The sequence below is a fragment of the Niveispirillum sp. genome, assembly GCF_017996735.1.
GTDB lineage: Bacteria > Pseudomonadota > Alphaproteobacteria > Azospirillales > Azospirillaceae > Niveispirillum.
This window is the reverse complement of sequence record NZ_JAGOGJ010000155.1, coordinates 1-14,265: the sequence shown is the minus strand read 5'-3', so window position 1 is coordinate 14,265 and position 14,265 is coordinate 1. Positions and strand designations below refer to the sequence as shown.

The window sequence follows — 14,265 nt, the reverse complement described above, 5'->3', positions numbered from 1 at the left end:
CCCTCGGGCAGCACCCACTGCGTAACGCCCCAGATGGCGACCAGCGAGAGCACGCCGCAGGCGATGAACCCCTTGTAAAGCGCGCCCATGATGTTGTTGGACGATCCCAGCTTCACAAAGAAGGTGCCGATGATCGAGGTGATGATGCACGCCCCGCCGATGGCCAGCGGATAGACCAGCACCGAGGCCAGCAGATCCTGGCCGGCAAAGAAGATGCTGGCCAGCACCATGGTGGCCACCACCGACACGGCATAGGTTTCGAAAAGATCGGCCGCCATGCCGGCGCAATCGCCGACATTGTCGCCGACATTGTCGGCGATCACGGCGGGGTTGCGCGGATCATCCTCCGGGATGCCGGCTTCCACCTTGCCCACCAGATCGGCGCCCACATCCGCACCCTTGGTGAAGATGCCGCCGCCCAGACGCGCGAAGATGGAGATCAGGGAGGCACCGAAGCCCAGCGCCACCAGCGCATCGATCAGTTCGCGGCCCGTGATACCCATGGAGGACAGCACGAAATAATAACCGGCGACCCCCAGAAGGGCCAGACCGGCCACCAGCATGCCTGTGACGGCGCCTGCCCGGAAGGCCAGTGACAGTCCCTGCGCCAAGCCCTGGCGCGATGCCTCCGCCGTGCGCACATTGGCGCGGACGGAGATATTCATGCCGATATAGCCGGCGGCGGCCGACAGCACCGCGCCGATGATGAAGCCGATGGCGACCTTGATACCCAGCAGAAAGCCAACCAGCACCGCGATCACGACACCGACGAGGGCGATGGTCGTATATTGGCGGTTCAGATAGGCGCCGGCGCCGATCTGGATGGCGTGAGCGATTTCCTGCATGCGGGCATTGCCCGGACTGGCGGACAGCACGGCACGGGCCGTGACCACTCCGTAAAGGATGGCCAGCACCCCACATGCCAGCACGAAGTACAGCACTTGCGTGGTCATGTCGTTTCCTTACCCTGTTGAAGATGCCGCTTCTGTTTTTTATGACCGGACGGCCGGCGGCATTAGGCAAGCGCAAGCATGCCATGCGTTTTTGAATGCGGCAATACGCCGCCATTAACCAAAGGGCATGGAAGCGTTATTTCGCGCCGCAACAAAGCATGCAGAAGGGTAAGGAAAAGCGGGTTCCTATAAGCGGCCAATCATCCCGACCGGTCGGGATGATTGGCGTCGGCGTCATGAAGCCGGCCGTGCCGTCGGCGCGACCGCTATCGGTCAAACACTTTGACCGACTGGATCAGTAGGCCGGGCGCTGACTGACCGACTGGATCAGAACATCGTGCACCACGTCGGGGCCCAATACCTTTTCCGTCGTTTCCATCAACTTGGTCTTCAGGGCTGGGATGTTCAGGATCTGGCCGTCGATCACCTGCCCCTTGTCGATGCCGCCATACAGCGCCTGGACATAGGCATCGACAAGGCGGGGGCTTTGCGCGCGGATCTGATCGCGCACATTGTCGTCATCCACTTCCAGGCTGATCGTCACCATGATGTTCTGTTCGACCTTCTTGGCCCCCAGGATCGGCACGATCATCGGTCCGACCGATACAAAGACCGGCGGCCCCGTGCGCGGCTTCTTCTTGGGCTGTTCCTCGGCATGTTCGTCCCCTTCCTTGTGGGGCTTGGGGCCGAACAGGACATAGCCGCCCACGCCGGCGCCAATCAGCACCAGCAATGCCAGGACGAGCAGGATAATCTTCTTCATGGAACAGGCGCCTCTTTAACCGACAGGCCCACTATAGCATTTCGACCCGGCGGTCATCAGGGCCAATTGTCATGGGCGGCCCGGTGCGATCGGGCAGATTGAACATCGTTCAAGTCCACCCGGCCTGTCAAGCTGTCCCCACAAGGTCCCGGTCAGTGGTTGTCGCGCGGCACGCCGTGGGTTTCCGCGATACGCTGGAACTGCACGGCCGGTTCAAGCACGGCGCCGTCGCCCAGTTGGCCGACCATGCGGCGCTGGATTTCCTGCCACGGGGTCTGTGACGGGGGAAAGGCGTAACCGCCGGCCGCTTCCAGCGCCTGACGGCGCTCCGCAATCTCCGTATCCGGGATCAGGATGTCGGCACGCCCCCGCTTCAGGTCGATGCGCACCCGGTCACCTGTACGCAGAATCGCCAGGTTGCCACCGGCCGCCGCCTCCGGCGAGGCGTTGAGGATGGAGGGCGAGCCGGAAGTTCCCGACTGGCGTCCATCGCCGATGCAGGGCAGGACGCCGATCCCCTGCTTGATCAGATAGGCGGGGGGCCGCATGTTCACCACCTCCGCCGCGCCCGGATAGCCGATCGGGCCGGTGCCGCGCATGACCAGGATGTCCCGTTCTCCGATCGCCAGTGACGGGTTGTCGATGCGGTGATGATAATCCTCCGGCCCGTCGAACACGATGACCCGGCCTTCGAACGCGTCCGGATCGGCCGGATCCGACAGGTATCGGTCGCGGAATTCCTGGTTGATGACGCTGGATTTGATGATGGCATTGTCGAACAGGCTGCCGCGCAGCACGATGAAGCCGGCATCCGTCTTCAACGGCTGATCGAAGGGCCGGATCACCTCCGGCATCTCGATCTCCCGGCCCCGGCAATTCTCCCCGATGGTCCGGCCGTTGGCGGTGATGGCATGTTCACGGATCAACCCCTGCGTCATCAACTGGTTCACCACGGCGGGCACGCCGCCGGCATGGTGATAATCCTCGCCCAGATATTCGCCGGCGGGCTGCAGGTTCACCAGCAGCGGTATCCGGTGGCCATGCGTCTGCCAGTCATCCAACGACAGTTCCACGCCAAGATGCCGGGCGATGGCCGCCAGATGGATGGGGGCGTTGGTGGAACCGCCAATGGCGGTGTTCACGACGATGGCGTTCAGGAAGGCATCGCGGGTCATGATGTCGGACGGCTTCAAATCCTCCTCCACCATGCCGACGATCCGCTTGCCCGTCTCATACGCCACCTGCTGGCGTTCACGGTACGGGGCGGGGATGGCGGCGGAACCGGGCAACTGCATGCCCAGGACCTCCGCCAGGGAATTCATGGTGGTGGCCGTGCCCATCGTGTTGCAATAACCGGTGGACGGCGCCGACGATGCGACCAGATCGATGAAACCCTTATAGTCGATCTCGCCCGCCGCCATCATCTGCCGGGCCTTCCATACGATGGTGCCGGACCCTGTGCGCTCCCCCTTGTGCCAGCCATTCAGCATGGGGCCGACCGACAGGGCGATGGCGGGGATGTTCACCGTGGCGGCGGCCATCAACATGGCCGGCGTGGTCTTGTCGCAGCCGATGGTCAGCACCACCCCATCCAGCGGATAGCCATACAGCAGTTCGACCAGCCCCAGATAGGCAAGGTTGCGGTCAAGGCCGGCCGTGGGCCGCTTGCCGGTTTCCTGGATCGGATGCACGGGGAATTCGATGGCGATGCCGCCGGCCGTCCGTATTCCTTCACGGACGCGGTCGGCCAGGATCATATGGTGACGGTTGCAGGGGCTGAGATCGGACCCCGACTGGGCGATGCCGATGATGGGCTTGCCCGACTGCAACTCCTCCCGGCTCAATCCGAAGTTCAGGTATCGTTCCAGGTACAGCGCCGTCATGTCGGCATTGGCCGGGTTGTTGAACCATTCCTGCGACCGCAGGCGGCGGGCGGTGCCCGGCGCAACCTGATCCTTGGCCATCCCTTGATCTCCCCTGGAACCGGCGGCAATTCCGCCTGGGCGGAACCGGATTGTCTGGGGATAGCACGGCGCCCGGTTCATTTCCATTATTATAATATTAATGGCCGGCAGTGTTCCGCCACACCCAAAGGCTCATTGTGCCGCCGGCTGACGGGGCATCAGGCCGGCCGGACCATCGCCGCCGGCAAACTGCACACGGTTGCGGCCCGCCTGCTTGGCGCGGTAGAGAGCAGCGTCGGCGCGGCCGACAAGCCTCGTCAGATTGTCGTCGCCGGGCACATATTGCGTGCCGCCGACACTGGCGGTCAGGGCAACTTCGGTCCCCTCGTGATCCACGGGCCGGCCGCCGATCGACAGCCGTATGCGCTCCGCGACCACCATGGCCTCCACCTCTTCGGTTTCCGGCAACAGAACGGCCAGTTCCTCGCCGCCATAGCGGGCGACGACATCGGTGGTGCGAACCGATGCCAGCACACGCTGGGCCGCCGCCCGCAGGACCGCATCGCCGGCATTGTGGCCGAAATTGTCATTCACCTGCTTGAAATGGTCCAGATCGACCAGCAGCAGGGAGAAGGGCCGGCCATAGCGCTGGGCGCGATCCACCTCGGCCAGCGCCATTTCATCGAAGCGGCGCCGGTTCAGAAGACCCGTCAGCCCGTCGGTGCTGGCCAGCCGTTCCAGCTCGGCATTGGCATTCACCAGATCCTGGGTGCGCTGCGCCACCAGTTGTTCCAGCCAGCGCCGCTGCCGGCGCAGGGCGGCGGTGCGGGCCTGGATCACCATGCCCAGAATGGCCAGCACCGCGACGACGGCCCCCACACGCGCCAGGCCCGTCTGATACCAGGCGGGCAGGACATTGACCGTGACCAGGCGGTCAGCGCCTCCCCAGACCCCTTCCTTGTTGGTGGCACGCAGGCGCAAGGTGTAGCTGCCGGGCGGAAGGTTCGTATAGGTGGCCAGCCGGCCCAGCGCATCCACCTCCACCCAGCCCTTGTCGAACCCTTCCAGTGTGTAGCTGTACCGCAGGCTGGCCGGCCCGGCATAGTCGAGCGCCGCGAAGCCCACGGTCAATGTCCGGGCACTGGCCGGCAGGGTCACGGCGGCGGCAACGGCCGGTTTCGCCTTGGCCGCGGCCAGCGGCGCCTCGGCCGGGACGGGGGCCAGGTTCAGGGCGGCGGCCGGAACGGATTCATTGTCGATGCGGATATCGGTGAGGACCAGCGGGGGCAGATAGGACCAGCGCCGCAGCGCATCAGGCCGCACGACGGTCAGCCCCTCCCGCCCGCCGAACAGCAATTCGCCGCCCGGCAACCGTGTGGCAGACCCGACCCAGGTGCCCCGCACGCCCAGCCCGTCATCCCAGCCGATGGCCGTCACGGCCCTGCTGTCGGGATCGATGCGGGCAATCCCATCCTCGGTGCTGGCCCATATCTGTCCCTCCGCGTCCAGGACCATGGACTGCACACTGTCGCCCGGCAGACCATGGCGCTGCGACAGGGTGATGAAGCGATAGCGTTCATCGGACAGCGGGCTGGTCAGGACACTGACCCCGCCACCCAGGGTACCCACCCACAGCCGGCCCTGCCGATCGTAAAGCAGGCCGGTAATGTAATTATGCGCCAGCGACGACCAGTCCCAGGACCGGTTCTGCACCCGGCGGACATGGCCCGTGACGGGGTCGACCAGATGCAGGCCGCGATGCGTGCCGACCCAGATGCGGCCGTCCGGCGCGGCTGCCAGGACCCGGGCCCGGTCATCGGCCAGAGTCGTGGCATCCTCCGGGTCATGGCGGAACTGGGTGACGGCCCCCGTCGCCGGGTTGAACCGCACCAGCCCGTCGCTGGCCAGCCACAATTCGCCGTCGCGGACCAGGATGGCATAGACGGGCAGGCCGGCAACGGAGCCCGGCAGGTCGACCGTCCGCACCTCCCCCGTGGCACGGCTATAACGCGCCAGCCCCAGTTGGGTGCCGATCCAGACCGTGTCGGCCCCATCCTCGGCCAAGGCCAGTACATTGGCGCGCGGCAGTCCCTGGCCGGGGCTCTGGCCGGGCAGCAGCCGTTGCCGATCGCCCGTGGCGGGGTCGATGATGTCGATCCCCTTGGTCTCAAACCCCAGCCACACCTTGCCGTCGCGGGCCGCCATCACGGCCCGCACCTGCGGCTCGCTGGGGCTTTCCGGCTTGGAGGGGGAGGAAAAGATGGACAGCACGCCCTGGTTGGCCGGGTTGTGGATATTCAGGCCCCCGCCCCAGGTCGCCACCCAGATCAGACCGGACCGGTCCCGCATCAACCCGCGTACGGCATCGCTGCTGACGCTGGCCAGCACCGCCGGATCATGGTGGATCGACCGGATGCTGCCGCTGTCCACATCCAGTTCCATCAGGCCGCCGGGATCGGTCGCCACCCAGATGCGGTCACGCGGGTCGCCATCCACCCGCAAATCCTGGATGGCGCGCACATGCGGGCGATCCGCGATGCGGCCTTCCGCCCTGGCCATGTCGAACGAGCGGGCGACACCCGTGGCGGGGTCATGGCAAATGACGATGCCGCTGCGGGTTCCGATCCAGACGCGCCCGCGCCCGTCGCCGAACAGGGTGGCAATCGCGGCATCGGGCGGCAGTGACGGCAGGGGAATAACCTCCTGCACGGGCTGGAAACCGCTATGGCCCGGCCGGCGGACAGCCAGCCCCTGATCAGTGGCCACCCAGAGCATGCCGGCGGCATCGAACAGCAGGTCCTGGACCACCGTTCCGGGCAACCCGTCGTCGCGCGCCTCCTGGATACGAAAATTCTCGGCCATGCCGGTATCCACGTCCAGCCGCGCCAGACCGGACCGCAGCGCCACCCAGATATTGCCCTGCCCGTCCTCCTCGAACCGGTAAGCCGTGGGATGGGCAAGGCCGCCCGGCCCCGCCGGATACCGCGCGAAGCTTTCCGTTTCCGGGATGAACCGCGCCACGCCGCCATTGTTGGTGCCGACCCACAGCCGCCCCCGCTTGTCGACATGCAGGGCGTTGATATAGCCGTCGGGCAGGGAACTGGGGTCGCGGCTGTCGGGCTGGAACACCCGGAAACGATAGCCGTCGAACCGGGTCAGGCCGACCGGTGTGCCGACCCAGATGAAGCCCGCCCGGTCCTGGATGATGGCGGTGACGATGTCGCTGGGAAGACCGGCGTCACGGCCGAGCCGTTCGAACAGAACCTCCGCCCGCTCGCTCCAGTATCGGGCCGCCGGGTTCTCTTCGCCTTTCGCGGCAAAAGTGATAACGGTAAGGGCGACAAACGCATAGAACAGCCATAGCGCATGGTGGAGCGGCCGACGCATGGCCGGCATCCAGCCGTATGTTGGCCCTCCCGCGTTGCCCAAGCCTTCCCCCCGTCTCAAATCAACGGGCAGTTTAGCATTTTCACACGGAATTCACCATGCGGCTTCAGGTTGCAAACAGCCCGCAAGATTGCGCCCCGCGTCTTTGGGCATTGAGCGATCTGCATTTGTCATTGTCGGCCAACCGGCAGGCGCTGGAACAGCTTGCCCCCCATGGCGATGACTGGTTGATTCTGGCCGGCGACGTGGCGGAACGGCCGGACGATCTGGCCTGGGCCTTCGGCACCCTGTCCCGGCTGTTTGCCCGGCTGATCTGGGTGCCGGGCAACCACGAATTATGGACCCTCAAGACCCCGGACGGCCCCTTGTCAGGGGAGGCCAAGTATCGCGCGATGGTGGATGTCGCGCGCCACTATGGCGTGACAACGCCGGAAGATCCCTATCCCGTCTGGCGGGGGCCTGATGGCCCGCTTCTGCTGGCGCCCCTGTTCCTGGGCTTCGACTACTCCTTCCGCCCCGACGATGTGCCGCTGGAACGGGTGCTGGAATGGGCGTGGGAGAAACGGTTGCGCAGCGCCGATGAAACACGTCTCTCCCCGGCACCCCACGCCACGCGCCAGGACTGGTGCGCCGCCCGCGTCGCCTGGACGGTGGCACGGCTCACGGCGGAATTGCCACCGGACATGGGAAGCGTGCTGATCAACCATTATCCGCTGCGGGCCGATCTGGTGACCCTGCGGCGCATCCCCCGTTTCAGTCCCTGGTGCGGGACCACGGCCACCACGGACTGGCATGTCCGGTTCCGGGCGGTTGCCTGCATCCACGGCCATCTGCATGTGCCGGGCACCCACTGGCGCGACGGGGTGCGGTTCGAGGAAGTGTCCCTGGGCTATCCCCGACAATGGCAGCCGCACGGGCGCGGCCCCGACCGCGCGTTGCGCCTGATCCTGCCGGTTCCTTCATAGCGGGTTCGCCATAGGCCCTGCACCCCGATGTCGCAGCGGCGGGCACCAATCCCGTGCTACATTGCCTTGCCTTCGGGATTGCGGAAAACCGCGCCATTACGGCGGACCCTTCCTGGTTCGGCTGATGGCGCCGACGGAAAGGACAGGCTCGTGCGTGCCTTCATACTGGTGCTGATCGGGGCGACGCTGGGGCTTGGCGCCCTGACCTACGCCACCTTTCGCTCCACCGAAACGCTGGCCCCGCTACCCGTGGCGGGGCGGGGTGCCATCCTGGCCGCCGTGATCGGCGCGGGTGGCCTGTTCAGCCTGTTCGTCTGGCTGCAACGCCAGGGCCGCCGCCGCGACCGCGACAAACGTTAGATACCGCCGTCGGCAACCACGCCCGTCACCTCATCCATGCTGGCCATGATGCGGGCATAGGCTGTGCGCTCCACCTCCGACAGGTGGGGGTGCCAGATGTCGAAGATCATGACGACACGCAGCTCGTCGCTGTCGTTCCAGGCCTCATGCTCGATCGTGTCGTCAAACACCCAGGCCTGCCCGACCTTCCATTCCCGTGTCTCGCTGCCCACCCGGAAGCCGCAGCCCCCCGGCACGACCAGTGGCAGATGCACGACCAGCCTTGTATTGGCCACCCCGTGATGCGGCGGAATGCGGGTCTGCGGCTTCAGCAGGGAGAACATGGCGACCGGCGACCGGTCCTTCACGCGCGGCTGCGGCATGTCGGCCAGAACCGACATGGTCACGGGGCAGCGATCGGCATTGGCCGGAACGGGCAGCCCCTTTTCCAGCAGATGGATGGCGCTCCAGCGCGGGGAATTGTTCAGCGGCTTCCACTGATCCAGCGGCGCCCAGTCGGGATATTGGATATAGGGCACGGCCGATGACGGATCGGGATTGTCCAGCAGGCTGGCCAGTTCACGCTGGATATCCCGCGTCGCCGCCTCCAGCCGGTCCAGCCAGGGGAATTCCTGCCGTTCGAAAAACTCGATGGAAGGCAGGCCCGGCAGATGGAAATGGGTGGGCTTCTGGGTATAGACCTTCCGCCGGCCCATCATATGATCGATCATCCGGTCGATCCGCCGCGTCTCCGACGATCCCGAAGCGCCGGCCAAGCCCGCAACGGACCCGCGCAGGCTCTCTTCCAACTCACGCATATAGGCTTCATGCACCTGCTGGGCCCGGGCAATGGCGTGCCGCGTCGGCGGATCATAATGCGCATGCGGTGAATATTGGGTCAGCGCCGCACCGTAGGCCTGCGCCGCCTGACGATGATTTCCCTGCGCCTCGATGATGGTGGCCCGCATCAGCAGGGCCAGGAAATTGCGGGGATCGACACGCAGGGCACCGTCCAGCGCCGTCAGCGAGGCCACCAGATCCCCCCCGGCCCGGTGCGCTACAGCCAGATTGAGCCACAGGGAAACATTCCCCGGAAACCGGCGCACCGCATTTTCCAACAGCTCACGCGCGTCGCGTATGCGGCCCGACGCCATGAGCCGCATGGAGGTCAGGCTGGCATCCTGCGCCGTCAGTTCCGCTACCGCCATCCGCCGATCCCCCAACACATCATCGTGCCATTGGACTAGCCGTTTAGCACTAGTCCACTTCCGAAGATAAGGATGGTGCCAATCCTGTAAAGCGTCACGAGCGGCGCGCTGTTAACAATCCTTTAATAGTATGGAATTTGTGCCGAAAAATGTCAAACGGTAGCTAATTCTGCATAGAAACCAGGCAGAACTATGCGTTTTCAGGTGCTTAGAATAATCCCCAACCGTTCGAATGTAACAGAATCGGGAGCCAGCCCCAGACGCAGCAGACCGGGCCGGTCCGAAAATGATCGTGCCAGTAACCCGGCCGATCCAAGATCGCGATACAGGTCACGGTCATTGGCGGACCGAACCAGCGTGTACAGATCCGTGCCCCCCATCACCTCTACACCCGCCGTTCGATATAGGTCCAATGTTCTAGACATGGCCCGGGCCAGGTTTCGCCGCGTGGCCTCCTGCCAGGCCTGGTCCGCCAGGGCCGATGCCCCGACCATCAGCGCCGGCCCCGCCACGGCCCAGGGCCCCAACCGCCCGCCCATGGCGCGGACGATCCCGGGCGGCGCCAGCAGGAAGCCCAGCCGCAGCCCGCCCAGCCCATAGAATTTGCCGAAGGACCGCAGCACCAGCAGCCCCTGCCGGCCGGCATGGGATGCCAGCGACAGGTCGGGCCGCAGGTCACAGAACGCCTCATCCACCAGCATCCATCCCCCCCGCCGCGCGATTTCTTCCAGCAAGGGCAGCAGCCGGGCCGGATCATGGGTACGCCCGTCGGGATTGTTGGGATTGACCAGCAGCAGCACATCGGGCAGCGGCCCCGCCGGGTCCGGCAGGTCGGCGGTCATGCGCACCCGGTGCCCCGCGCGTGCCCAGGCCGGGGCATGTTCGCCATAGGTGGGGCCAAGGATGGCCACATCCGCCCCGGCCGGCCGCAGGAAGGGAACGGTGCTGATCAGCACCTGCGACCCCGGTGCCGCCAGGATGGTCTCCGGATCGGCGACGCCATAGGCCGTCATGGCCGCCTGTTTCAACGCCGCCTCGTCGCCCGCCGACGGCAGACATGTCCAAAGCCGGGGGGCCAGAGCGGGCAGCGGATAGGGCCAGGGATTGATGCCGGTCGACAGATCGACCCAGGGCCGGGGCGCGTCGGGAAACAGGGCTGCCATCGTGCCCAGATCGCCGCCATGGGGCTGCACAGCCCGGCTATCCATGCTATCACCTTGTTCCATCATGGAGATTTTTCCACCCCTACTGATCTGCGCGCTGGTTCTGGAGGTCCTGCTGGGCTATCCCGACGCGGTTTTCCGGGCCATCCGTCACCCTGTCGTCTGGATCGGGGCGGTGATTGCCGCCCTGGACCGGACCTTGAACCGGGGGCCTGTCTGGATGCGACGGCTGGGCGGTATTGTGACGGTGCTGATCCTGGTCGGCGGGGCCGTGGGGATCGGCATGATGCTGCAGGCGTTCCTGCTGTCCCTGCCCTTCGGCTGGGTGATCCTGGCCCTGCTGGCCTCCTGCCTGCTGGCCCAGCGCAGCCTGCACCGGTTCGTCAGGGCCGTGGCCACGGGTCTGCGCGACGGCGGTCTGGCCGGCGGCCGGGCGGCGGTGGCCCATATCGTGGGCCGCGACCCGGAAAGCCTGGATGAAGCCGGCGTTGCCCGCGCCGCCATCGAAAGCCTGGCGGAGAATTTCTCCGACGGCATCACCGCGCCCGCCTTCTGGCTGGCGGTCGGCGGGTTGCCGGGAATCCTGGTCTACAAGGCCATCAATACCGCCGACAGCATGATCGGCCACCGCACAGCACGGCATGAGGCGTTCGGCTGGGCCGCCGCCCGTCTGGACGATCTGGTGAACCTGCCCGCCTCGCGCCTGACGGCCCTGCTGCTCGCGGTCGCCTCGGGGTCCCGGATGGGGGTTGCGCTGAAAACCGTCCGGCGCGACGCCCACCACCATCGCAGCCCCAATGCCGGCTGGCCGGAAGCGGCCATGGCCGGTGCGCTGGGCCTGCGTCTGGCGGGTCCCCGGCGCTATGCGGGCAAGGTGGTCCAGGATCATTGGATGGGTGATGGAAGGGCCGATGTCACGGCAAGTGATATCGAAGCGGGCTTGCGGCTTTATCGCCGGGCGTTGATCTTCCTGTGGGGCCTTGCCGCTTGTCTCGGCCTGTCCGCGATGCTGGGGTGAAAGCCGGTGGAAGAGGAAAAGCGGCCAAAGCCGCCCGGTCAATCCTGGAAAGTTGCTGTCGGCACCTGGGCTGGCGTCTTCGTTCTGTGGCTGTTGGTCGGGCATGAGGAGAGCCGGAATGTTCGACGGCTGGAGGCGGCAGCCTGGATCCTGGCGGCCATCCTCGTGCTGTGCCTGTATGACTGGATCCGCCACCGGAACCATCGCCGGCCCGCTCAACCGGTAACCGACAGCAACCCGTCCAGGTCCAGGAACCGCTCGACCGACGCCGCGCACTCATCCAGCGCCGAATCCACCGACGCGTCATAGGCCAGCCCCGACCCAACCCCGAACCCGGCCAGGAAGCCCGCCCGGAACCCGTCGCTGCCAAACAGCCCGTGAACATAGCAGCCGGCGATACGTCCATCCGCTGACACCACCCCCTCCGCCCCGGCACCATCGATCCGCAGCAGCGGACGGTCGCAGCCCGGCCCCGTCGTCACGCCGACATGCATCTCGTACCCGGTGAACGCCCCCTCACCCGCCGCGCCCGCGCCGGTGACGGGCTTCAGCACCTTGGACCCGGTCAGGACCGTATCGACCGCCAGCCAGCCCAGGCCCTGCACCTGCCCCGCCGGCCCCTCGATCCCGCCGGGGTCGGCGATGGTCCGGCCCAGCATCTGGTAGCCGCCACAGATACCCAGCACGCGACCGCCCCGACGGATATGGGCATGCAGGTCCACGTCCCAGCCCTGCGCCCGGAAGAAGGCCAGATCGGCGATGGTGGCCTTGCTGCCCGGCAGGATGATCAGGTCGGCATCCAGCGGCAGGGGGCGGCCCGGCGGCACCATGGTCACGGCGACCGACGGTTCCAGGCGCAGCGGGTCGAAATCATCGAAATTGGCGATGCGCGACAGCATGGGCACCACGATCCGCAGGTCCCGGCCAGACCCGGCCCGCCATTGGTCCAGCACCACCCCATCCTCCGCCGGCAGCCGCGCCGCCGCCGGCAGGAAGGGCAGGACGCCGAAGCCGGTCCATCCCGTACGCCGCGCGATCTCCGTCAGCCCATCATCGAACAGGCGGATATCGCCCCGGAACTTGTTGATGATGAAGCCCTTGATGGCCGACCGGTCGGCAGGGTCCAGAACGGCATGGGTGCCCACCAGGCTGGCGATCACCCCGCCCCGGTCGATATCGCCGGCCAGGATCACGGGCACGTCGGCCGCCAGGGCAAAGCCCATATTGGCAATGTCGCGGGCGCGCAGATTGGTTTCCGCCGGGCTGCCCGCCCCTTCCACCAGGATCAGGTCGGCGCCCTCGCCCAGCCGGCCGAAACTGTCCAGCACCGCCGACAACAGCGAGCCTTTGCGCTGCTGGTACTCCGCCGCCTGGGCGGTGCCCAGCATGCGACCCTGCACCACCACCTGGGCGCCCGTGTCGCTCTGCGGTTTCAGCAGCACGGGGTTCATATGAACCGACGGCGCCACCCGCGCGGCGCGCGCCTGCAGCGCCTGCGCCCGCCCGATCTCACCCCCGTCGGCCGTCACGGCAGCATTGTTCGACATGTTCTGCGGCTTGAACGGCCGCACCGACAGGCCCCGGTTGGAAAAGGCGCGGGCCAGCGCCGCCACCAGCAGCGACTTGCCCACATCCGATCCGGTTCCCTGGATCATCAGGGCGCGGGGCCGTGTCGCCATCAGAATTCGATCCCGGCCTGGGCCTTGATCCCGGCATTGAACGGATGCTTCACGGCCTGGAACTCCGTCACCAGATCAGCGGCATCCATCAGTTTCTGCGGCGCGTTGCGTCCGGTGACCAGCACATGCAGGTTAGGCCGGCGCGACACCAGGGTCGCCACCACCTCGTCAATGTCCAGATAGGCATAACGCAGCGCCAGGTTCATCTCATCCAGCACGACCAGTTGATAACGCGGGTCGGCGAACATGGCACAGGCCTTGGCCCAGGCCCGGCCGGCCGCCTGGATGTCGCGCTCCTTGTCCTGGGTTTCCCAGGTGAAGCCCTCGCCCATGGCGTAATGGTCGATCAGATCGTCGAACCGTTCAAGCGCCACCTGTTCGCCCGTGGCCCAGGCGCCCTTGATGAACTGAATGAAGCCGACGCGGAAGCCATGACCGGCCGCGCGCAGCATCAGGCCCAGCGCCGCCGTGGACTTGCCCTTGCCCGGCCCCGTATGGACCATCAGCAGGCCCTTCTCGTTCTGCCGTTCGGCAACGCGGCGATCCATCAGGGCCTTGCGCTTCTGCATCTTGGCCTTGTGGCGTTCGGCCTCTTCCGGCGTGACGGTCGTGCTGCTCATCTTGTCCCCTTATTTCAACGTCATCGGCAGGCCGGCAGCCATGAACAGGACCTTGCCGGCGATGCGCGCGATATCCTGGTGCAGGCGCCCCGCATGGTCGCGAAACAGGCGTGACAGGCGGTTGTCGGGCACGATGCCCAGACCCACCTCATTGCCGACCAGCACCAGCGGCACCGTCAGCGTCGGCAGCAGATCCAGCAGCCGCGCCGCCTCCGGCTCCACCTCCCGCCCGTCCAGCATGATGTTGGTCAGCCACAGGGTCAGAC

General features: G+C 66.3%; 12 protein-coding genes. 3 read left to right on the top strand and 9 right to left on the bottom strand.

The genetic code is table 11. The annotated features are described in order from the left end of the window. The 4 genes from KBA48_RS28645 to KBA48_RS28630 form a co-directional block, all read right to left on the bottom strand. Positions 1-953, bottom strand: a 953-nt coding sequence (locus tag KBA48_RS28645) for a sodium/proton-translocating pyrophosphatase (protein ID WP_292912110.1), incomplete at its 3' end; no start/stop codon positions are given. A gap of 295 nt (positions 954-1,248) precedes the next feature. After that, complete coding sequence (fliL, locus tag KBA48_RS28640) at positions 1,249-1,716, bottom strand: hypothetical protein (RefSeq protein WP_292912109.1); 468 nt, start codon at positions 1,714-1,716, stop codon at positions 1,249-1,251. 152 nt (positions 1,717-1,868) lie between these two features. After that, positions 1,869-3,680: an IlvD/Edd family dehydratase gene (locus KBA48_RS28635; RefSeq protein WP_292912108.1), complete on the bottom strand. Its 1,812-nt coding sequence runs from the start codon at positions 3,678-3,680 to the stop codon at positions 1,869-1,871. Positions 3,681-3,812: 132 nt separating this feature from the next. After that, positions 3,813-7,007, bottom strand: a complete 3,195-nt coding sequence (locus KBA48_RS28630) for a ligand-binding sensor domain-containing diguanylate cyclase (protein WP_292912107.1) — start codon at positions 7,005-7,007, stop codon at positions 3,813-3,815. A gap of 98 nt (positions 7,008-7,105) precedes the next feature. Between KBA48_RS28630 and KBA48_RS28625 the strand changes: the two genes are divergently transcribed. Both KBA48_RS28625 and KBA48_RS28620 read left to right on the top strand, forming a co-directional pair. After that, positions 7,106-7,972 carry a metallophosphoesterase gene (locus KBA48_RS28625; RefSeq protein ID WP_292912106.1) on the top strand — a complete coding sequence of 289 codons (867 nt, stop codon included), beginning with the start codon at positions 7,106-7,108 and terminating at the stop codon, positions 7,970-7,972. A gap of 150 nt (positions 7,973-8,122) precedes the next feature. Next, the gene (locus KBA48_RS28620) at positions 8,123-8,332 is read left to right on the top strand and encodes a hypothetical protein (RefSeq protein ID WP_292912105.1); all 210 of its coding nucleotides are present in this window, start codon (positions 8,123-8,125) and stop codon (positions 8,330-8,332) included. Here KBA48_RS28620 and KBA48_RS28615 read toward each other — a convergent pair. Further along, positions 8,329-9,519 carry an aspartyl/asparaginyl beta-hydroxylase domain-containing protein gene (locus KBA48_RS28615; RefSeq protein ID WP_292912104.1) on the bottom strand — a complete coding sequence of 397 codons (1,191 nt, stop codon included), beginning with the start codon at positions 9,517-9,519 and terminating at the stop codon, positions 8,329-8,331. The two genes, KBA48_RS28620 and KBA48_RS28615, sit on opposite strands and share 4 nt — an antisense overlap. 200 nt (positions 9,520-9,719) lie before the next feature. After that, the gene (cobD, locus tag KBA48_RS28610; RefSeq protein WP_292912103.1) at positions 9,720-10,748 is read right to left on the bottom strand and encodes a threonine-phosphate decarboxylase CobD; all 1,029 of its coding nucleotides are present in this window, start codon (positions 10,746-10,748) and stop codon (positions 9,720-9,722) included. On the opposite strand from cobD, the gene cbiB reads away from it, so the two are divergent. Beyond that, complete coding sequence (cbiB, locus tag KBA48_RS28605) at positions 10,747-11,700, top strand: adenosylcobinamide-phosphate synthase CbiB (RefSeq protein ID WP_292912102.1); 954 nt, start codon at positions 10,747-10,749, stop codon at positions 11,698-11,700. The two genes, cobD and cbiB, sit on opposite strands and share 2 nt — an antisense overlap. A gap of 215 nt (positions 11,701-11,915) precedes the next feature. Here the strand turns inward: cbiB and KBA48_RS28600 are convergent, their stop codons facing one another. The 3 genes from KBA48_RS28600 to KBA48_RS28590 form a co-directional block, all read right to left on the bottom strand. Further along, positions 11,916-13,379, bottom strand: a complete 1,464-nt coding sequence (locus tag KBA48_RS28600; protein ID WP_292912101.1) for a cobyric acid synthase — start codon at positions 13,377-13,379, stop codon at positions 11,916-11,918. Beyond that, the gene (cobO, locus tag KBA48_RS28595) at positions 13,379-13,999 is read right to left on the bottom strand and encodes a cob(I)yrinic acid a,c-diamide adenosyltransferase (RefSeq protein ID WP_292912100.1); all 621 of its coding nucleotides are present in this window, start codon (positions 13,997-13,999) and stop codon (positions 13,379-13,381) included. Before cobO ends, KBA48_RS28600 begins: the two co-directional genes overlap by 1 nt. 9 nt (positions 14,000-14,008) lie before the next feature. Further along, positions 14,009-14,265: bifunctional adenosylcobinamide kinase/adenosylcobinamide-phosphate guanylyltransferase (locus tag KBA48_RS28590; protein WP_292912099.1), on the bottom strand; the 257-nt coding region annotated here is incomplete at its 5' end.

Excerpts from the sequence above, each read along its gene's own strand:
- fliL (WP_292912109.1), bottom strand. The coding sequence starts at position 1,716 with ATGAAGAAGATTATCCTGCTCGTCCTGGCATTGCTGGTGCTGATTGGC.
- KBA48_RS28635 (WP_292912108.1), bottom strand. The coding sequence starts at position 3,680 with ATGGCCAAGGATCAGGTTGCGCCGGGCACCGCCCGCCGCCTGCGGTCG.
- KBA48_RS28630 (WP_292912107.1), bottom strand. The coding sequence starts at position 7,007 with ATGCGTCGGCCGCTCCACCATGCGCTATGGCTGTTCTATGCGTTTGTC.
- KBA48_RS28625 (WP_292912106.1), top strand. The coding sequence starts at position 7,106 with ATGCGGCTTCAGGTTGCAAACAGCCCGCAAGATTGCGCCCCGCGTCTT.
- KBA48_RS28615 (WP_292912104.1), bottom strand. The coding sequence starts at position 9,519 with ATGGCGGTAGCGGAACTGACGGCGCAGGATGCCAGCCTGACCTCCATG.
- cbiB (WP_292912102.1), top strand. The coding sequence starts at position 10,747 with ATGGAGATTTTTCCACCCCTACTGATCTGCGCGCTGGTTCTGGAGGTC.
- cobD (WP_292912103.1), bottom strand. The coding sequence starts at position 10,748 with ATGATGGAACAAGGTGATAGCATGGATAGCCGGGCTGTGCAGCCCCAT.
- KBA48_RS28600 (WP_292912101.1), bottom strand. The coding sequence starts at position 13,379 with ATGGCGACACGGCCCCGCGCCCTGATGATCCAGGGAACCGGATCGGAT.
- cobO (WP_292912100.1), bottom strand. The coding sequence starts at position 13,999 with ATGAGCAGCACGACCGTCACGCCGGAAGAGGCCGAACGCCACAAGGCC.